The organism is Stenotrophomonas genospecies 3, assembly GCF_054473855.1.
This window is the reverse complement of the sequence record NZ_JBTMUR010000010.1, coordinates 168,229-187,456: the sequence shown is the minus strand read 5'-3', so window position 1 is coordinate 187,456 and position 19,228 is coordinate 168,229. Positions and strand designations below refer to the sequence as shown.

The 19,228-nt window shown below is 65.7% G+C and carries 18 protein-coding genes and 1 tRNA gene; 12 read left to right on the top strand and 7 right to left on the bottom strand.

All coding sequences use genetic code 11. The features are described 5' to 3' along the window. Positions 1-59: 59 nt before the first annotated feature. On the top strand, positions 60-1,628 hold the full coding sequence (locus ACX9OT_RS14945) for a MobA/MobL family protein (protein WP_459002729.1): 1,569 nt from the start codon (positions 60-62) through the stop codon (positions 1,626-1,628). Positions 1,629-2,121: 493 nt separating this feature from the next. On the opposite strand, the gene ACX9OT_RS14940 is transcribed toward ACX9OT_RS14945, so the two are convergent. Both ACX9OT_RS14940 and ACX9OT_RS14935 read right to left on the bottom strand, forming a co-directional pair. Further along, positions 2,122-3,543: a DUF6538 domain-containing protein gene (locus ACX9OT_RS14940; RefSeq protein ID WP_459002727.1), complete on the bottom strand. Its 1,422-nt coding sequence runs from the start codon at positions 3,541-3,543 to the stop codon at positions 2,122-2,124. An 82-nt stretch (positions 3,544-3,625) separates the two neighbouring features. Then, positions 3,626-3,718: transfer RNA gene (locus tag ACX9OT_RS14935), tRNA-Ser, on the bottom strand. Between the two features lie 162 nt (positions 3,719-3,880). Here ACX9OT_RS14935 and dnaX point away from each other — a divergent pair. From dnaX to ACX9OT_RS14915, 4 genes are all read left to right on the top strand, one after another. After that, on the top strand, positions 3,881-5,917 hold the full coding sequence (gene dnaX / locus ACX9OT_RS14930; RefSeq protein ID WP_459002725.1) for a DNA polymerase III subunit gamma/tau: 2,037 nt from the start codon (positions 3,881-3,883) through the stop codon (positions 5,915-5,917). Positions 5,918-5,923: 6 nt separating this feature from the next. Then, a complete protein-coding gene (locus ACX9OT_RS14925) occupies positions 5,924-6,244 on the top strand; it encodes a YbaB/EbfC family nucleoid-associated protein (protein WP_005408298.1) in 321 nt (106 codons plus the stop codon). Between the two features lie 146 nt (positions 6,245-6,390). After that, entirely contained in the window at positions 6,391-6,990 is a 600-nt protein-coding gene (recR, locus tag ACX9OT_RS14920) for a recombination mediator RecR (protein ID WP_005408299.1), read from the top strand. Positions 6,991-7,056: 66 nt separating this feature from the next. Beyond that, on the top strand, positions 7,057-7,416 hold the full coding sequence (locus ACX9OT_RS14915; RefSeq protein WP_014646179.1) for a histidine triad nucleotide-binding protein: 360 nt from the start codon (positions 7,057-7,059) through the stop codon (positions 7,414-7,416). Between the two features lie 98 nt (positions 7,417-7,514). Here the strand turns inward: ACX9OT_RS14915 and ACX9OT_RS14910 are convergent, their stop codons facing one another. The 4 genes from ACX9OT_RS14910 to ACX9OT_RS14895 are packed head-to-tail and all read right to left on the bottom strand — an operon-like array spanning position 7,515 to position 11,881. Continuing rightward, a complete protein-coding gene (locus ACX9OT_RS14910; RefSeq protein WP_032127773.1) occupies positions 7,515-8,042 on the bottom strand; it encodes a Slp family lipoprotein in 528 nt (175 codons plus the stop codon). Next, the gene (locus tag ACX9OT_RS14905) at positions 8,039-9,988 is read right to left on the bottom strand and encodes a transglutaminase TgpA family protein (RefSeq protein ID WP_071228018.1); all 1,950 of its coding nucleotides are present in this window, start codon (positions 9,986-9,988) and stop codon (positions 8,039-8,041) included. The genes ACX9OT_RS14910 and ACX9OT_RS14905 overlap by 4 nt, the downstream gene beginning before the upstream one ends. Next, the gene (locus tag ACX9OT_RS14900; protein ID WP_459002720.1) at positions 9,981-10,904 is read right to left on the bottom strand and encodes a DUF58 domain-containing protein; all 924 of its coding nucleotides are present in this window, start codon (positions 10,902-10,904) and stop codon (positions 9,981-9,983) included. Before ACX9OT_RS14900 ends, ACX9OT_RS14905 begins: the two co-directional genes overlap by 8 nt. 23 nt (positions 10,905-10,927) lie before the next feature. Next, positions 10,928-11,881 carry an AAA family ATPase gene (locus ACX9OT_RS14895; protein ID WP_107431408.1) on the bottom strand — a complete coding sequence of 318 codons (954 nt, stop codon included), beginning with the start codon at positions 11,879-11,881 and terminating at the stop codon, positions 10,928-10,930. Between the two features lie 42 nt (positions 11,882-11,923). Between ACX9OT_RS14895 and ACX9OT_RS14890 the strand changes: the two genes are divergently transcribed. Continuing rightward, positions 11,924-13,759, top strand: coding sequence for a glycosyltransferase family 39 protein (locus ACX9OT_RS14890; protein ID WP_071228020.1), 1,836 nt, complete (start codon positions 11,924-11,926; stop codon positions 13,757-13,759). 98 nt (positions 13,760-13,857) lie between these two features. Here ACX9OT_RS14890 and ACX9OT_RS14885 read toward each other — a convergent pair whose 3' ends face one another. Further along, positions 13,858-14,427: a Maf family protein gene (locus ACX9OT_RS14885; RefSeq protein WP_049400644.1), complete on the bottom strand. Its 570-nt coding sequence runs from the start codon at positions 14,425-14,427 to the stop codon at positions 13,858-13,860. 113 nt (positions 14,428-14,540) lie between these two features. On the opposite strand from ACX9OT_RS14885, the gene ACX9OT_RS14880 reads away from it, so the two are divergent. The 6 genes from ACX9OT_RS14880 (at position 14,541) to fabG (ending at position 19,186) form a co-directional block, all read left to right on the top strand. Then, positions 14,541-15,050, top strand: a complete 510-nt coding sequence (locus tag ACX9OT_RS14880; RefSeq protein WP_071228022.1) for a YceD family protein — start codon at positions 14,541-14,543, stop codon at positions 15,048-15,050. A 107-nt stretch (positions 15,051-15,157) separates the two neighbouring features. Beyond that, positions 15,158-15,352: a 50S ribosomal protein L32 gene (rpmF, locus tag ACX9OT_RS14875; protein WP_005408308.1), complete on the top strand. Its 195-nt coding sequence runs from the start codon at positions 15,158-15,160 to the stop codon at positions 15,350-15,352. Positions 15,353-15,443: 91 nt separating this feature from the next. Then, complete coding sequence (locus ACX9OT_RS14870; protein ID WP_459002717.1) at positions 15,444-16,421, top strand: beta-ketoacyl-ACP synthase III; 978 nt, start codon at positions 15,444-15,446, stop codon at positions 16,419-16,421. 77 nt (positions 16,422-16,498) lie between these two features. Then, positions 16,499-17,281 (top strand): BUD32 family EKC/KEOPS complex subunit, encoded by a 783-nt coding sequence (locus tag ACX9OT_RS14865; RefSeq protein ID WP_032127765.1) that lies wholly within the window; start codon positions 16,499-16,501, stop codon positions 17,279-17,281. Positions 17,282-17,416: 135 nt separating this feature from the next. Next, on the top strand, positions 17,417-18,361 hold the full coding sequence (gene fabD, locus ACX9OT_RS14860) for an ACP S-malonyltransferase (protein WP_459002715.1): 945 nt from the start codon (positions 17,417-17,419) through the stop codon (positions 18,359-18,361). An 81-nt stretch (positions 18,362-18,442) separates the two neighbouring features. Beyond that, on the top strand, positions 18,443-19,186 hold the full coding sequence (fabG, locus tag ACX9OT_RS14855; RefSeq protein ID WP_004146899.1) for a 3-oxoacyl-ACP reductase FabG: 744 nt from the start codon (positions 18,443-18,445) through the stop codon (positions 19,184-19,186). Positions 19,187-19,228 lie beyond the last annotated feature (42 nt).

Genomic DNA, 19,228 nt, shown 5'->3' with positions numbered 1-19,228 from the left:
TGCCAAAGCCTAAATCGTAGGCATAAAGGCAAGTGCGGGGGCCGGAACAAGGAGCATCAATGGCCATCTATCACACAAGAGTAAAGACCTTCAGTCGTGCCCAGGGGCACGCATCTACCGCCGCCGCTGCCTACAGGGCGGGGCTGCTCATCATCGATGACCGCACCGGTCTCCGGCACGATTATCGGAGGCGCGGCGGGGTCGTTGAGACCCGTTGCCTCGCTCCCGACGACGCTCCCGATTGGGCTTTCGATCCTCGGCAGCTTTGGCCCGCAGCCGAGGCTTCAGAGCGGCGCAAAGACGCTACCGTTGCCCGTGAGTTCGAAGTGGCGCTGCCCCACGAACTGAGCAACGAGCAGCGTTCCGATCTGGCAGCCGAGATATCGCGCTGTCTGGTCCAGCGGTACAGGTTCGCTGTCCAATCCAGCATCCATGAGCCACAGACCGCTGACGGGCTCAACTACCACGTCCATATCTTGGCGACTACAAGGCGGGTGGATGCAGAGGGGCTGAAGGACAAGACCAGGGAGCTGGATGGTGGCCCCTCAGGTCGAGGGGAAGTGGAATGGATTCGCCAGATGGTAGGAGAGGCTATCAATGCTCATCTGGCCGCAGCCGGTGTCTCGGCCCGTGTCGATCACCGAAGTCTGAAAGAGCAGGCGGCTGAGGCTGCAGAGCAAGGAGATGAGCTTACAGCGGCGGAGCTTTCCCGTGCTCCAGGACTTCATATGGGCAAAGACGCGACGGCGCTGCATCGCCGAGGCGCCGATACAGTCCTTAAGCAGGGCAATGACGGGATCCACTTGGCCAACAGCGCCGCTTGGGATCGCGCCGTCGCTGACCTGGCAGAGCAGGGCAGGTTGATGGAACCCGCATCTGATCAAGCAATGCCGGTTGGCCCACGCGAGGTTCCTTCGCATGCTGCCATCCAATCAATGCTGTCTCCTCGTGGAGTGACTCCTCTGGGTAACGTGGCCAGGGAAGTCATGCCGGTTGAGGCGATTGCCGATGAAGGGGCGCGGCAACCGCAGGCCACAGCATCCAAGCAGGCGTTGAAGGCTGTGTTAGAAATTTGGGCCGAGGCGTGGATAGAGGCGCTGCGAGATAGGCTTAAATTCACGCGCAGATTGCTGCGCAACAGCACTGCTCTGATATGGGCTCATGGAACATTGCCCAGACTACGCGTTGATCTAGAGGAGCTGCTCGTAAGACTGAAGAAGCTGAAACGGGACGCTCTACGCTTCAAGCGTAGGCTGAAAGCTGAAGATCGTGCCCAGCACGTATTGGCTCAAGCAGAATTTGCCTTGGAGAACTTCGAAAGCCAGAACCCAAGGCCGGGCCTCTTGAATCGGTCGGATTGGTCGCGTCGCCGAGCGCGCCGTGTCAGAGCTTTCGAGTTGGGACGCGAGGAGTATCAACGCGCTCACGAAGCCACCGGACCTAAGGCCCAGGAAGACTACAATCGTCAGACAGATGAGTCCCTCTCGCATTTGGAGAATTGGAGTGAAGTGTTGCTGCGTAGATATCCGGTGGAGGATGCGCCTATTGACGCTCCTGAAGCCCCTGTTCCAGCGGAACCCTTGCTCGTAATAAATCCTGTCAGAAATCCTGGAGCACGGTTGCACTGATAGACAAGCGAATGCCCCGGCGAACCGGGGCTTTAGCCAACCTCGTTTCGAAAACTCAGTGGTAGGTAGGTCCGCGAGTGGGCTTTGACACCGCGCCACGGCGCTCTGAAATCATGTCGCTGAGCTGCACCTGATCGCGTTCTACCACGGCTTCTCTAACCCTAACGGCAGGTTTCAGAGTGTGGTCGTCAGCCGGGGGCTTTGGAGCCATGCATCGGTTGATCAATTCGTCCGCGATTTCGAGCGCGTGGATGATGTCTTCGATTCGCTCTTGAGTGTCCCGAGTTCGGTCTTGTGCGATCAATGGGCACAGCACTCGGCTAGCGATAGCCAGCTTTCTTTCTAACGGCATATGGAGCTCCTAACGTTTGGGAGCTCTCATAAAAACATTATTTGCGTTGATCGCAATAGTTGTGGCGTTTGTCAGTGCCAATGTTGGCCCGTTAGAGATACTCCTAGACGTTCCATGTAATTTTCCTGGCGCGGAGATCCGCTACCCCAGCAACTTCTTCAGTGCAGCGAGCTCAAGATTGAAGCTCAAGGATGACAGGCCCGCCGTTTTGAATTCAGGAGTGATCAGCCCATTGAGCTTTTCGGCAGGGGTGAATTCCCTGCTGTAGACGGGATGGTGCTCATCATCAAGCTCGTGGCCGACGATCTGGGCGCGCATTTCTGAGGCGACACCGAATCCCTGCATTTGCTGAATGACCGTCTTGCGGAGGGAATGGAAACCGCGCTTGGCCTTGGGCCAGGTCTTCCCATGCTCAGCAAGGTGGCGACTGAACGCTTTGCTGATCCAGTTGCCAGCACCATTGACGGCATTGGCTTTCGCTTGGGGGAAGAGACGGCTTGAAGTGGGCAGGCTTGCAACATAGTCGCCGAAGCCCAGGGCAATCAGGTCGGCGTGGATCGGGACAGTCCGGATGCTGGCCTCGCTCTTGAGGCGCTGGTGCTCGCCGTCGTCATTAATATGGATGTAAGCCCCCCCTCCCTCCGTTTGCACATCGCTCACCAGTAGCTGCCCAACTTCGGAGGCCCGGGCACCCGTATACAGGCCCAGCAAGGCTGCCCAACGGGCGGCAGGTGACAAGGTGGCAAAGGCCGAGGGAGCAAAGAGGAGGCTGATCTGCTTTAGGTCGAAGGCCTTGAAGCCCAGCTTGCGCCGCTTACGCTTGGCGCTATTGCCGTATGAGACATGGCTTCGGGCCGGATTGCTGTCTGTATAGTAGCCAGCGGCAATCAACCAGTCGAAGAATCCACCCAAATAGGACTGTTTGTTCACTCGGGTCGGGGTTGAGATGCCAGCATCGGCGAGCGACTGATAGAAGTTCGACAGGTCGATCCGGTTGATGCTCGGCAAGGGATAGTCAGGGCCGGTGACGCGCACGAACCCGTCAATGGCCGACTTCTTGATGCTGTAGGTCTTGGGGATGGTGTCTGGGGCAATGGCTTTGAGCCAAAGATCGCGCGCTTCCATCAGCGACAGGACCTTGCTGGGCTGCGGCTTGGAGGGAACTGTCGGGGCGGCTGCCGCGCCGAAGAACGCAGGATTGACCCGGCCGATACTCTCGATGGCGCGAGTCAGCGCCTCGGTGTCTTCGCCTGGTTCTGCCTGGATACGCAGGGTGCCATTGGCGTCTCGTTCCAGGGTGTAGTCCTGGAGCCGTTTTCCCCGAAGCTCCTGGAGCCATTGCTCTGCCGTTTTCTCGCCCATGCCGTTGTTCCTGATGGCGCTGAAGACCTCAGCATAGCGGGCGGCCAGGACCAGGGCGCAAGCCTGGGCGCTGCGCATTTCGCGCGTTCGAAGGCTTCGCTTGAGAATTCGGCAGCCCAGGAGGGGCTGGAGATCGACAGGCACGCGCTGACGGAACGAAAACCCCGCTGGCGTCTTGATCAAGTGATGGGGAACTCTCATCGGGATGTGTCCCGATTTGTGTCCTGCCCCTTGCTAGGCCCAGAAAAGCAAAACCCCTGATTTCTCAGGGGTTTGCAGAGTCTGGCGGAGAGAGGGGGATTCGAACCCCCGAAGCGCGGTTTAGACGCTTACACACTTTCCAGGCGTGCTCCTTCAACCACTCGGACACCTCTCCGGATCCCTGCCATCGGCAAACGCCTCAGCAGGGGCGCAGATTCTAGCGGGCTGCGCGGCACTTCACAAGCACCCCGGTCAGGAACCTGCGAAGGACGTGCCGGAGGCGAGGGGGCTGGACAGGCATGGCACAATGGAACATCCGATGGAAAACGGTGGCCTGATGTCCTATCTCGTCCTTGCCCGCAAGTGGCGTCCGAAGCGTTTTGCCGAGCTGGTGGGCCAGGAACACGTGGTCCGTGCGCTCAGCAACGCGCTGGACAGCGGCCGGGTCCACCATGCGTTCCTGTTCACCGGTACCCGCGGCGTGGGCAAGACCACCATCGCGCGCATCTTCGCCAAGTCGCTGAACTGCGAGCAGGGCACCAGCGCAGACCCATGCGGCCAGTGCGCGGCCTGCCTGGACATCGACGCTGGCCGCTACATCGACCTGCTGGAAATCGACGCCGCGTCCAACACCGGTGTGGATGACGTGCGCGAGGTGATCGAGAACGCGCAGTACATGCCCTCGCGTGGCAAGTACAAGGTCTACCTGATCGACGAAGTGCACATGCTGTCCAAGGCGGCGTTCAACGCGCTGCTGAAGACGCTGGAAGAGCCGCCGGAGCACGTGAAGTTCCTGCTGGCCACCACCGACCCGCAGAAGCTGCCGGTCACCGTGCTCAGCCGCTGCCTGCAGTTCAACCTCAAGCGCCTGGACGAGGATCAGATCCAGGGCCAGATGACCCGCATCCTGGCGGCTGAGGAAATCGAGGCCGACGGCAGCGCCATCGTGCAGCTGGCCAAGGCCGCCGACGGCAGCCTGCGTGACGGCCTGTCGCTGCTGGACCAGGCGATCGCCTACGCCGGCGGCGCGCTGCGCGAGGACGTGGTGCGCACCATGCTGGGCACGGTCGACCGCACCCAGGTGGCAGCGATGCTCGATGCGCTGGCCGAAGGCGATGGTCCGCGCCTATTGCAGGTGGTGGCTGCGCTGGCGGAGTTCTCGCCGGACTGGAGCGGCGTACTGGAAGCGCTGGCCGAAGGCCTGCATCGCATCCAGGTGCAGCAGCTGGTACCGGGTGCCGCAGCGGCTGCCGAAGGCCTGGATGCGACGGTGTTCGCCGAACGCCTGCGTCCGGAAGTGGTGCAGCTCTGGTATCAGATGGCCTTGAACGGCCGTCGCGACCTGCCGCTGGCACCTAGCCCGCGCGCGGGCTTTGAAATGGCTGTGCTGCGCATGCTGGCGTTCCGCCCGGCCGCGGCGGTCCCGCCGGTGCCGAAGTCGGTGGATGGTGCAGGCAATGCGCCGGGTGGCAATACTGCCGGTGGTGGCAGCGGTACGGGTACCCACGAAGCGACGCCGGCGACTGCCGCCGCTTCGGCAAGCCCGGCCGTGGTGGCGCAGGTGGCCGCTCCGGTGCAGGCCGCGCCGCGCGAACCTGAACCCGAACCTGAGCCGGCCCCACGACCCGAACCGGACCCGACCCCGGAGCCCGAGCCGGTTCCGGTGGAAGAGCCGGTGTCACCGCCGCCGGTGAAGGCCGAAGCAGCGGCACCGGCATCCGTTGAAGCCGAAGCGGGCGACGACCCGCCGCCGTGGGCCACCGACGAAGCCGAGGCGCGTGACGAGGCGCTGGCGGCCGAGATGGCTGGGCCGGACGCTGCCATGGTGGCGCCCTGGCATGAACCGCCAGCTCCCGTCGCGGCTCCCAGCGAGCCTGCGCCGCCCGAGCGCCCGTTCCGCACTGAAGGCATTGCCATCGCGCCGGCCGAGCCGGCCCCGGCACGTGATGCCGTGCCGCAGGAAGGTGTGAGCGACCTGGCCAGCGCCGAGGACTGGCTCGATCTGGTCGCCAACAGTGGCCTGAGCGGCCCGTCGCGGCAGCTGGCCGCCAACGCTGCCTTCATCAGTTGCCAGCACGGGACCTTGAAACTGGGCCTTTCGCCCGGATTTGAATACCTGCGCTCGGAGCGCGCGCTGGCCGCCCTGGGCGAGATGCTGGAGAAGGCCCTCGGCCAGGCGCCGAAGATCGTGGTCGAGACCGTGGAAACCGAACACGTTCCGGCCGAGACCCTGCACCAGCGCGCCGACCGCCAGCGTAGTGAGCGGCAGCAGGTGGCAGAGGCCGTTTTCATGGACGACCCGGAAGTGCAGGTGCTGATCCAACAGCACGGTGCCCGGGTTGTTTCCGATTCCATCCGTTCTTTTGACGAGTAAGACACCATGCGCGGAAACATCGCCCAACTGATGCAGCAGGCCCAGAAGATGCAGGAAAACCTGCAGAAGGCCCAGGAAGAAATCGCCAAGATCGAAGTGACCGGCAGCGCCGGCGGCGGCATGGTCAGCGTGACCCTGACCGGTGCCAAGGAATGCCGCAAGGTGCGCATCGACCCGTCGCTGACCAGCGACCCGGAGATGCTGGAAGACCTGATCGCCGCCGCCTTCAATGATGCGTCGAACAAGATCGATGCCGAGTCGAAGTCGAAGATGGGGTCGGCCACCGCCGGCATGCAGCTGCCGCCGGGCATGAAGCTGCCGTTCTGATTTTCAGCGTGGCGTGGCACCCGTGTAACCGGGTGCCACGGATCCCGTAGAGTCGAGCTTGCTCGACTGCTCCAACCTTCAGCCGAGCATGGCTCGACTCTACAGACAGCTGTCGAGCGTGCTCGACGCCATGAAAGCATGCCGCCGTGTCCGCACCCCTGCTTGAACAATTGATCGACGCATTGCGGGTGCTGCCTGGCGTCGGCCAGAAGACTGCGCAGCGCATGGCCTATCACCTGCTCGAGCGCGAGCGCGAAGGTGGCCAGCGTCTGGCCGAGACACTGGCATTGGCGGTGGAGCGAATCGGCCACTGCGTGCAGTGCCGCGATTTCAGCGAAACCGAGCTGTGCCCGACCTGTGCCAACGGCAGCCGCGAGCGCAGCCAGCTGTGCGTGGTCGAATCGCCGGCCGACCGCCTGGCCATCGAGAACGCCACCGGCTTCCGCGGTGTCTACTTCGTGCTGCAGGGGCGGCTGTCGCCGCTCGATGGCATCGGCCCGCGCGAGCTGGGCCTGGAGCAATTGGAGCGACGGTTGGCCGAAGGCGAGGTGCAGGAGCTGATCATCGCCACCAGCGCCACTGTGGAGGGGGAGGCCACCGCGCATTACCTGGCGCAGCTGGCGCGCGCGCGCAAGGTGCAGCCCAGCCGCCTGGCGCAGGGCCTGCCGCTGGGCGGCGAACTGGAATACGTTGATCGTGGCACGCTGTCGCACGCGTTCGGGACGCGCAGCGAATTCCGCGATTGAGCAACGGTCGGCATGGCCGGGCGCGGGCGGCCTACAATGCGGGAGACATCCCCGCCGAGGCCGATCATGAGCAACGAAACCCTCTTCAGCAAGATCATCCGTCGCGAGATCCCGGCCACCATCGTCTACGAGGATGACGAGGTGCTGGGCTTCAAGGACATCGCACCGCAGGCACCGGTGCACGTGCTGTTCATTCCGAAGAACGAGATCATTCCGACCCTGGATGACCTGCAGCCGTCGCAGGCGCACCTGATCGGCAAGCTGGCGCTGGCTGCCGCCGAGTACGCGCGCCGCGAGGGCTTTGCTCAGGACGGCTACCGCATCGTGATGAACTGCCGCGAGGACGCCGGGCAGACCGTGTTCCATATCCACATGCACCTGCTGGCCGGTGCGCCGCTGGGGCACTTCGGTACCCCGGGGCGTTGAAGCCCCTATCCACGCCTGGCGTGGATCTACCGTATCCCGACGAGGATGGAAAAAGCCGCCCGAGGGCGGCCTTTTCCGTCATGCCTGTGCGGTGACGATCACCACCAGCCCCAGCGACCATAGCCGCCCCAGTACGGGCCATACGGGCTCGGGCCCCACGGGCCATAGGGGTAGGGCACCACGTCGACCTGACGCTGTTCCGGCCACAGGTAGATCACATCGGCCGACAGCTTCGGCAGGCGGTAGTCGTATTCGCCGATGCGGGTGTTCTGGTAGCCGTCGATCTTGCCGATGAAGGTCACGTCACGACCGGCTTCGAACACCGCCGGGTCGTAGAAGCCGGCACGGCAGGCGATGAAACGACCGTCGCTGGCATCGGACGAAGTGGTGTTCGGGCGGCCACTGCCATTGAGCGGGCGCGAGATGATCTGGAAGCAGGTCTCGCCCTGGCCGGGCTTGGTTTCGATGATGCGACCGCCCCAACGGACCGGCGTGCCGACCTGCTGGGTAGCGACCGAATCGCGAGGGGAGACCAGGCTGAACTGTCCCTGCAGCGGCTTGGGGGCCGTGGCGCAGGCCGACAGGGCCAGCGTGGCCACGGCGGTGAGAAGGAACTTGGTGTTCATGGGGAGGCTCCGGAAGTCGGGCGATGCCTGCGCAGGTCCCGCAATAATGAAGCGAGGTCGGTGCAAGTTCCAGCGTAACGCGCATCAGCGAAACGCTGGCTGAGCGCGAGCAGGGCCGGGTCAGGACGCTGCCGGTGTACGCGCTGTGCCCAGTCCTGGGCGGTTTCGTGCGGTTCACGGGCCAGGCCGAGGCGGGCGTAGCGCCGTCCGAGCCGGTGCCAGGCGCGCAGCAGAGGGTCGCGTTCGCGCTCGCCACGGGCCAGCAGCCAGGCCATCCACGCCAGCGCCAGCAGTGCGGCCACCACGAAGCCAGCGACCAGCTGCCCGGGGCCCAGATCGTCCAGCCCGAACGGCTTGAGCAGCTGTTGCTGGCGGCGCGCATCGAACGACAGCACCAGGTCGTTCCAGCCGCGGCGCAGCCAGTCGCCCATCTGGCCCAGCTGCAGCCAACGCTGCTGCAGTGGCGTGTCCGTGCCGGCCTGCAGGCGGTCATCCAGTGTGTCCAGGATGCGTTCCGGTGCCACGGCTGCGGTCGGGTCGACCCGGACCCAGCCGCGCTGCGGCAGCCACACCTCGGCCCAGGCGTGGGCATCCATTCGCCGCACTACCCAGTAGTCGCCGATGCGGTTGCGGGTGCCGCCGGCGAAACCGGTCACCACCCGCGCCGGGACGCCGGCGTTGCGCATCAGCACCACGAAGGCCGAGCTGAAGTGTTCACAGAAGCCGGCCTTGTAGCCGAACAGGAACTCGTCGATCGGGTCGCGTCCCGCCGCAGGGGTGTCCAGCGTGTACGAGAAGTCGGTGGTGATCCACTGCAGCGCGCGGCGCACGATGGCCTCGTCATCGCTGCCAGCCTCCTGTCGCCATTGCTGCGCCAACGTGGCGGTGCGCGGGTTGAAGCCGGTCGGCAGCTGCAGCGTCGCGCGGCGCAGATAGGGCGACAGCGTGCTGTCGAAACGCAGGGGAGGGGCCGAATGCAACCGCCAGCGGCTGAGCGAGGCCAGCGGGCGTTCGCTGCTCAGGCTCATGTCCGCATCCAGCATGCTGCCTGCAGGCGCGCGGCTGGGCAGGTCCAGCGCCACCAGCTGGCGGCGGTCGGTCGGCTCGTAGTCGATCTGGTAATCCCAGCCCTGTGTACTTGCTTCAACCACCGCAGCAGGCCGCCGCGCGCTGGCGCGGTCGCGTGTCCAGCGCCGTCCATCGAAGGCTGTCAGTACAGGGCCGCGCCAGTAACGCTGCGCCGGCTCGGGTGGAGTGCCGAAGAACTGCACGCGCAGCGCCGGGCTGTCGTCGGCCATCAGGTCCAACCACTGGCCGGGCTCCATGCTGTCGGACAACCCCGGTGTACCCACGGCGCGCTCGGGAACACCCCACAGTGGTGTGGCCAGGCGCGGGAACAGCCAGAAGCAGGCCAATGCCAGCGGCAGGCCGATCGCCAACAGGCGGCCGACACCATGCAGCTGCCCGCGCAGTGGCAGGCGGCCGGCATGACCTTCATCCTGGGCCAGGCGTTGCAGCGCGATCAGTGCGCTGCCCCCGGCCAGCGCGGCCAGCGCGGTTGTCAGCGGCCCCTGGTCGAGCAGGAATGCTGCAAAGGGCGAGAACAGCGCGAAGCCGAGCAGGCTGCGGGCATCACGCAGGCTGCGCAGCTCGCTGGACTTGATCGCCAGCATCGCGGCCAGCAGTGCGCAACCGGTATCGCGCCCGGGGCGCACCATGCCCATCTGCCAGACGATGGCGCCGAGCATGCCCAGCACCAGCAGCAGGCGTACCGGCATCGGCAACACTGTCCGCCACGACAGGGCGGCGGTGATGATCGCCGCCAGCGCGATCACACCAGCCAGCAGTGGCGGCAGCTGCAGCAGCAACGGCAACAAGGCCAGCGCCGCGCTGGCCAGGGTCCAGTTGCGGGCATTGCGGTCGAGCAGGGCCGGGGTCTCAGTCATGCGGCATCAGCGCCAGCGCGCGCAGGCACAGGTGATGGTGGCTGGCGCCCTGACCGGGCCCGAACGGCGGGTGTGCAGGCAGCAGCAGGGTGTAGCGGCGGCCCTCGCGCTCTGCCACATCCACCCAGCGCGCCAATCGAGCGATGCGTGCTTCATGGCCCAACGGCGCCAATGCGCGCCAGTCGAGGATCACTTCGATGCCGACCGGCTTTTCGTACTCGCGCACCAGCAGGCTGTCGCGGCGAGCCGAGTGCTTCCAGGAAATGCTGCGCGGCGCATCGCCCGCCCGGTAGGGGCGCAGCTGATGCAGTTCCTCGCCGCTGGCATGGGCGCGGGTGTGCAGCGGATCGCTGCGGCTCTCCGGCAGTGCAGGCGCCACGGCTTCGGCCAGCGGGTAGACCAGCAGCGGCTGTTCCGGCCACACCCACGACCACGCCCGCACCAGGCCCAGCGGCTGGGTGGTGGACAGTCGGATGCGCGGCAGTTCCAGCCAGCCACGGCGTTCGCTGGGAACGTCCAGTTCCACTTCGCCACGGCCGTGCGCAGGCAGCGAGGTCCAGGCGTTGCTGTCACCCAGCTGCAGATGAAGGCCGTGCCGCGCACGCGGGTCACGCAGTGAGAGGTCCACGCGCAGACGCAACGGTTGCCTGGCCGCTACCGGCTCGGCGGAGATCGCATCGATCTGCACGCCGGACAACTGGAGATGCGCGGCAATGGCACTGGCGATTGCTGCTGCCGCGAGCAGCAGGGCCAGCAACAGCGCCGGGTTGTTGTTGTAGTTCAGTGCGCCCAGCAGCATGGCCGTCAGCAGGGTGGCAACGAACAGGCCGAAGCGGGTGGGCAGCACATAGATGCGATGGCGGTCCAGCCGCCTCGGCAAGGCTTCGGGCCTGCGTGGCCGAGCCAGCAGCTGCATGCGTGCCCAGCGTGTGGCCACGCTCAGTCCACCGCGACGGTCTGCAGGATCGCGCGCGCCAGTGCCGGACCCGAACTGGATTCGGCTTCCGCCACCAGTCGGTGACCGGCCACCGCCACGAACAGGGTCTGCACGTCTTCGGGCACCACATGGCCGCGGCCCAGCAGCAGGGCATGTGCTCTGGCCGCACGCAGCAGGGCCAGGCCCGCACGCGGTGACAGGCCCACGCGCACACCGGCATGCTGGCGGCTGCGGGTCAGCAGCGCCTGCACATAGTCGATCAGCGCGTCACTGGCATGCACCTGGTTCACCGCGTCGCGCAGCGCGCGCACCTGGGTGTCATCCAGTTTCGGTACGGCACGCGCGATCAGGTCGCGGCGATCGGTGCCGCGCAGCAGCTCGCGCTCGGCCTGCGCGCTGGGGTAACCCATCGCCAGTCGCAGCAGGAAGCGGTCCAGCTGCGAATCCGGCAGCGGGAACGTGCCGGACAGGTCCACCGGATTCTGCGTGGCGATCACGAAGAACGGGTCGGGCAGCGGATGCGTCTGTCCGTCCAGGGTGACCTGTTGCTCGGCCATCGCTTCCAGCAACGCGCTCTGCGTGCGCGGTGGTGCGCGGTTGATCTCGTCGGCCAGCAGTACGTGGGTGAACACCGGGCCGGGGTGGAACTGGAACTGACGGCTGCCGGCTTCATACACCGAGACGCCCAGCACATCGGCGGGCAACAGATCGGAGGTGAACTGCACGCGCTGGAAGCTGAGGCCGAGGCTGCTGGCCAGCGCATGCGCCAGCGTGGTCTTGCCCAGGCCGGGCAGATCTTCGATCAGCAGGTGACCGCCGGACAGCAATGCGACGAACGCCAGCCTGACTTCCGGCACCTTGCCCAGTACCAGTGCGTTCACCTGATCCTGTGCCTCCCGCAGGGCCTGACGCAATTGATCGGTTAGCATGCTGGGATTGGGGGACGAAGCTGGCATGATCGTCTCAGATCTGGAATCCACTCGATTATCCATAGAGCAATGCAAGGCGAACAGCGCGCACGGACGATATTTCTCTGGTTATGGACGCTGGTCACAGCGGCCAAGCTGATCGTTGCCGCGCGCTTGCCGCTGTTCGTCGACGAAGCGTTCTATTGGCAGGAAGGCCAGCATCTGGCCGCGGCCTATTCGGATCTGCCCGGGTTGACCGCCTGGCTGGCCCGCCTGGGCGTGGAGCTCGGCGGTCATCACGTGCTTGCGCTGCGCCTGCCGTTCCTGGCCATCGGTGCGCTGTTGCCGCTGCTGGTGGTGCGCACGGCCACGCGCTGGTTCGGCAATGTGGCGGGTTGGCAGGCGGGCAGCCTCACGCTGTTGATGCCGTTGTCGGCGACGCTGGGCCTGCTGGCGGTACCCGACGTGCCGATGGCGCTGGCGGCGGTGATCTGCCTGCACGCCGGTGCGCGCCTGCTGCACAACGTGGATGCCTCCTCGGCGATGAAGCTGGCGCTGGGCCTGCTGATCGGTGCGCTCAGCCACTACCGTTTCATCGGTGTCATCGGCGTCGGTTTCATCGCGCTGCTGGCATTGCCGCAGGGGCGGCGCATGCTGGCCGATCCGCGCGTGTGGGTCGCACTGGCGGTGGGCGTGCTGGCATGGCTGCCACTGCTGGCGTGGAATGCGGACAACCACGATGCCGGTCTGAAATTCCAGGTGGTCGAGCGTCATCCCTGGGCCTTTGAATGGGGCGGGCTGTGGTTCCTGGTGATCCAGCCGATGCTGGTGACGCCGATCCTGTGCATGGCGATGTGGAAGGTGGCGCTGGCAGGAACCCGGAGCGGTGGCGGTGCGCGCGTGCAGTGGCGCTATTTCGGCCTGGTGGGCGGCGTATCCACGTTGGGCATTTTCGTGCTTGGCTTCTTCACTGACGTCGAGCGGATCAGTTTCCATTGGCCGCTGCCGGGCTACCTCGCACTGCTGGTGGCGGTGCCGGTAGTGCTCAACGGCTGGCCGCGCTGGCTGCGCCGCACCGGCTGGTGGCTGGCAGGCGCGGGCATGGCGCTGGCGTTCGGCTACTACCTGATGGCATCCACGCCGGCACTGCGCGAGCAGATGGCCGGCAGCAAGTACTACCCGCGCAATTTCGCTGGCTGGCAACCACTGGCCGTAGCGGTCCATGAAGAGCTTCGGCAGATGCCGGAAGGGACGCGCGTGCTGGCCGGCAACTTCAAGGTCGGCGCCGAACTGGGCTTCCAGCTGGGCAATGGCAACATCGAGGTGCTGCCGCATCCGCTCAATGACAAGCATGGCCGCACCGCGCAGCTGGCACAGTGGGGCCTGCTGCATGAGGGCGAGCGCACGGCGCCGATGCTGCTGGTGCTGTCACCCAGCGACCAGCGCTATCGCGAACTGCTGGAGCGCTATCACGCCATCTGCGATCAGGTGGGGCCGATGCCGGCGCCACGCGTGGTCAGCAGTGATCACGGGTTCCAGCGCTTCCTGTTGTTCCGCCTGCCGGTGCAGCGCGCGGAAGGGCCGTGCGTGACGCCGGCGATGGCGTGGCTGGATGCGCCGTCCAATGGCGAGAAGGTGTCCGGCACGTTCGCGATCAAGGGCTGGGCGTTCAAGGATGGCGTCGGCCTGGCACGCGTCGAAGTGCTGGTCGATGGCCGTTCCATCGGTGACGCCCGCTATGGGCGTGTGTTCGACGTGCGCCCCGTGTGGCCGGACAGCACCGATCCGCAGCACCCAGCGGTGGGCTTCGACGCATCGCTGGATACCACCACGCTGGCGCCGGGCAGGCACTGGCTGGGCCTGCGCCTGTATGGCCGCGATGGCAGCGTGGAGCAATGGCAGGAGCAGCCGTTCGAGGTCCGTTGAGGCCTCTGCTTTTGTAGGGTCGAGCCATGCTCGACTGCTTTTTCCGGGCCGCCTGCCATCTACAGCAGAAGCAGTCGGGCAGGGCTCGACGCTACAGTTCAGGGGACCGCGAAACCGGCCCTGCGCAGCAATCCGCATACCGCAATCAGCGGCAGGCCGACCAGCGCGGTCGGGTCGCGGTTGTCGATGGCGTCGAACAGGCTGATGCCCAGGCCCTCGCATTTGAAGCTGCCGGCGCAGTCCAGTGGCTGCTCGGTGGTCACGTAGCGGGCGATCTCGTCCGGTTCCAGTGCGCGGAAGCAGACTTCGGTCAGATCGACGGCCGTGAATGATTCTCCATCACGGCTGAGACAGACGGCGGTGTGGAAGCGCACGGTCTGCCCGGACATCGCTGCCAGCTGCGCACAGGCGGCCTCGACCGTACCGGGTTTGCCCAGCGGCTGGCCGTTCAGGTCCGCGACCTGGTCCGAGCCGATTACCCAGGCGCCCGGATGGCGGGCAGCCACCTCGGCGGCCTTGGCCGCAGCCAGGCGCGTGGCCAGAGCCCGCGGCGCTTCGCCATTCAACGGGGTTTCATCCACCTCCGGGCGCGCGCAGTCGAAGGCAAGGCCCAATCGCTGCAGCAGCTCGCGGCGGTAGCGGGAGGTGGAGGCCAGGACCAGTGACATGCGAGAATACCGGGGCAGGGCGCGGCAGTCTGGCGTGTCCGCAGCGCCAGCGGCAAGTCCTGTATGGCGGGCATTTGACAGCCGCCGCCCCGATCCTTAGTATTCAGCGGCTTATGTCCGCGAACGTGCCCGAAACGCTGGATGCCTGGCGGATGGTTGTAGCGCGAAGGCGCTTCGACGGTCAGGTGTCCCTGGCTGAATTGACCCGCCTGCAGGGGTTGGTCGCAGATACCGACGGTGAGTGCAATTACTCGCTTGAATTCGGTCGCGACGACGTCTTGCGGGTATCCTATGTGGAATTGACCATCGACACCGCGTTGCCGCTGACCTGTCAGCGCAGCATGCAGCGATTCCTGTTGCCGGTGAAGGTGACCCAGAGGCTTGGCCTGATCCGCGACGAGGACGAGGAATCGTCCCTGCCGGAGGAGTACGAGGCGTTGCTGGTGCCGGAAGACGGCCAGCTGCGTCCGCTGGACCTGGTCGAGGACGAGTTGGTGCTGGCGGTGCCTGTGGTGCCGCTGTCGCCCGACGGTGAGGCAGTCGATCAGGACTGGGCACCGAGCGAAGAAGAAACAAAGCAGGCCAACCCGTTTGCGGCGTTGGCGGCATTGAAGAAACAATAGCAGCCGGTTGTCGTCGGCGGCTGCGGCGAAAGCGAAAAGTGTGCTGGGCGCTGGCGTCCTGTGCGACGAAACGACGAAGCAAAACGAACCGAGTTTGGAGCAATCCCATGGCTGTCCAGAAATCCCGTGTTACCCCGTCCCGCCGCGGCCAGCGCCGTTCGCATGACGCCCTGAGCGCCAAGCAGCTGTCGACCGACCCGACCACCGGCGAAGTGCATCTGCGTCACCACATCACTGCCGATGGTTTCTACCGCGGCAAGAAGGTCATCCAGACCAAGACCTCGGCCGTCGAAGAAGATTGATGTGCCGGGAAGGCCGCTGCCTCCGGGCAGCGGCCTTTGCCTTCTTTCCCGGGCGTGCCGGTGATCGGCGGCCCGCGCAACAGGAAACATGATGAGCAAGCGGATCTATTCGAGGATCGCGGGCACCGGTAGCTATTTGCCGGAGAAAGTCCTGACCAATGCCGACCTGGAAAAAATGGTCGAAACCTCGGATGAGTGGATCCAGTCGCGCACCGGAATTCGTGAACGGCACATCGCGGCCGAAGGCGAGACCACCAGCGACCTTGGCTACAACGCTGCCCTGCGCGCGCTTGAAGCCGCAGGCATCGATGCCTCGCAGCTCGACATGATCGTGGTCGGCACGACCACCCCTGACCTTATTTTCCCGTCCACCGCGTGCCTGATCCAGGCCAAGCTCGGTGTGGCCGGGTGCCCCGCCTTCGACGTCAATGCAGCCTGTTCCGGCTTCGTGTTCGCGCTGGGCGTGGCCGACAAATTCATCCGCTCCGGCGACTGCAGGCACGTGCTGGTGATCGGCACCGAAACGCTGACCCGCATGGTCGACTGGAACGATCGCACCACCTGCGTGCTATTCGGCGATGGCGCCGGTGCTGTCGTGCTCAAGGCCGATGAAGACACCGGCATCCTCAGCACCCACCTGCATGCCGATGGCAGCAAGAAGGAGCTGCTGTGGAACCCGGTTGGCGTTTCGACCGGCTTCAAGGACGGCGCCAATGGCGGCGGCACCATCAACATGAAGGGCAACGACGTGTTCAAGTACGCCGTCAAGGCGCTGGACTCGGTCGTGGACGAGACTCTGGCTGCCAACGACCTGGACAAGTCCGACCTGGATTGGCTGATTCCGCACCAGGCCAACCTGCGCATCATCGAAGCCACCGCCAAGCGCCTGGACATGTCGATGGACCAGGTCGTGGTCACCGTCGACAAGCACGGCAACACCTCGTCCGGCTCGGTGCCGCTGGCGCTGGATGCCGCCGTGCGCTCGGGCAAGGTCGAACGTGGCCAGCTGCTGCTGCTGGAAGCCTTCGGCGGCGGCTTCACGTGGGGTTCGGCTCTGCTGCGCTATTGATAGTGCAAGTTACGACAACGTGAAGCTTTGTCGTTGCGGCCCCTTTGGGGCCGTAACGCGTTTAAGGAGGACCTGTCATGGTTGAGCCCATCGTCATCGAAGGGCAACGTGCCTGGCTGAAGCAGTACGGCAAGGGAAGCCGCGCGCTGGCCCTTGGCCTGCTCAATTTTGTTGCCCGTCGTTTTCATCTGGATGCCCTGCGCCCGCCGCCGCACCGTGGCGGTGACGCCGCGCGCGAAACCGAAGCCCGTCGCCTTGCAGAACTGCAGGCGCAGGGCGTGAACGTGCCCGATGTGCTGGGCACCGGCCATGCTGCGCTGGTGATCGGCGACAACGGCAGTTCGTTCAATACCTGCCTGCGCGAAGCCGACGAGGCCGGTCGCGACCGCCTGGTGATGGCGGCCATGCTGGCCATTGCCGCAGCGCATGCGCGCGGCGCCTATTTCGGTCAGCCGTTGCCGCGCAATCTCACCTGGGATGGCGAGAAGGTCGGTTTCATCGACTTCGAGGAAGATCCGCTGGAAGTGATGGATCTGTCCGAAGCGCAGGCCCGCGACTGGCTGATGTTCGGCTATGGCGTGGCCAAGTACTACGCCGACCGCCCCGAGCACCTGCAGGCGATGATGGCCGAGGCGATGGGCGATGCGCAGGCGCCGGTGCGCGAGCACGTGCACGCGGTCACTGGCCGCCTGCGCAGCCTGGCCCGGGTCTGCATGAAGCTGGGCCGCTCGGCGCGCGCGCTGGCCCACTCCATCTTCATCGCCCATGGCGCCAGCACCGCTGGCGTGCTGATGCTGGTGGGCCTGTGCGTGGATTTCCTCGCCGACGGCGATCTGGACGTCCTGCAGCTGTTCTGCTGACTGTGCGTCCGCCGGGCCATGCCCGGCGGCGTTCCGCGGCTGGCCCACCATACGCGTGCATACGCGCACGTACAGACGACACGGCATGTTCCCCCTTATCATGGCCCGCTTCGATTGCAACAAGCGGATGACCGCGTGACCGTATCCACCCTCGCTTTTGTCTTCCCCGGCCAGGGCTCGCAGTCTGTGGGCATGGTGGCCGAGCTGGCTGAACTGCACCCGCAGGTGCGTGAAGCCTTCACCGAGGCATCCGATGGTGCCGGCGTCGACCTGTGGGCGCTGTCCCAGGGTGGCCCGGAGGAAATGCTCAACCGCACCGAATACACCCAGCCGGCCCTGCTGGCCGCAAGCATCGGCGTGTGGCGCGCCTGGAACGCCGTGGGCGGTCCGCGCCCGTCGGTGCTGGCCGGCCACAGCCTGGGCGAGTACACCGCCCTGGTCGCCGCTGGCGCGCTGAGCCTGCATGACGGTGCGCACCTGGTGCGCCTGCGCGGCCAGCTGATGCAGGAAGCCGCACCGGCCGGCGTCGGTGCCATGGCCGCCGTGCTCGGCGCCGAAGACCAGCTGGTGCTGGACGTCTGCGCCGAAGCCGCAGGCAGCCAGGTGGTGGTGCCGGCCAACTTCAATTCGCCGGGCCAGATCGTGATCGGTGGCGACGCCGACGCGGTCGACCGTGCGCTGGCGCTGCTGGCCGAGAAGGGCGTGCGCAAGGCGGTCAAGCTGGCCGTGAGCGTGCCCTCGCACACCCCGTTGATGCGCGAAGCCGCCAACCGCCTGGCCGAAGTGATGGCTGGCCTGGCCTGGCAGGCGCCGCAGCTGCCGGTGGTGCAGAACGTCGACGCCCAGATCCACAGCGGCATCGACGCGATCCGTACCGCGCTGGTCCAGCAGCTGTACCAGCCGGTGCAGTGGACCGGGTGCGTGCAGGCGCTGGCTGGCCGCGGCGTCACCCGGATCGCCGAGTGCGGCCCGGGCAAGGTGCTGACCGGCCTGGTCAAGCGCATCGACAAGGCCATCGACGGCCGTTCGCTGGCCACGCCGGGCGACTTCGAAGCCGCCCGCGAGGCATGGTCGGCCTGATCCCCCTGTTCCTGCCGACCGTGCCGGTGGCCGCTGCAAGCGGCACGGGTACGGCGGCCGTCCCAGCCTGAGGAAAACATCATGAGCAAGCCCCTGCAGGGTGAAATCGCACTGGTCACCGGCGCCAGCCGTGGCATTGGTGCCGCCATCGCCGATCTGCTGGCCGCCCAGGGCGCCACCGTCATTGGTACCGCTACCACCGAATCCGGCGCTGCCGCGATCGGTGAGCGCCTGGCCGCCCACGGTGGCCACGGCCGCGCGCTGAACGTCACCGACGCAGCTGCGCTGGACAGTGTGCTCGATGGCATCGCCAAGGAATTCGGCCCGATCTCGATCCTGGTGAACAATGCCGGCATCACCCGCGACAACCTGCTGATGCGCATGAAGGACGAGGACTGGGCGTCGATCATCGACACCAACCTGACCAGCGTGTTCCGCACCAGCAAGGCGGTGATGCGCGGCATGATGAAGGCGCGCAAGGGCCGCATCATCAACATCGCATCGGTGGTGGGCGTGACCGGCAATGCCGGCCAGGCCAACTACGCTGCCGCCAAGGCCGGCATCATCGGCTTCAGCAAGTCGCTGGCCAAGGAAATCGGTTCGCGCGGTGTCACCGTCAATGTTGTCGCACCCGGCTTCATCGACACCGACATGACCAAGGCGTTGCCGGAAGAAGCGCGTACCGCGCTGATCAACGACATCGCCCTCGAACGCCTGGGTTCGCCGGAAGACATCGCCCATGCGGTGGCCTTCCTGGCCGGCCCGGCTGCCGGTTACATCACCGGCGAAACCCTCCATGTGAACGGTGGCATGTACATGCCGTAAGCAAGGGGCGCAGGGATTGCGCCGCAAGTGGTTGATCTGCGG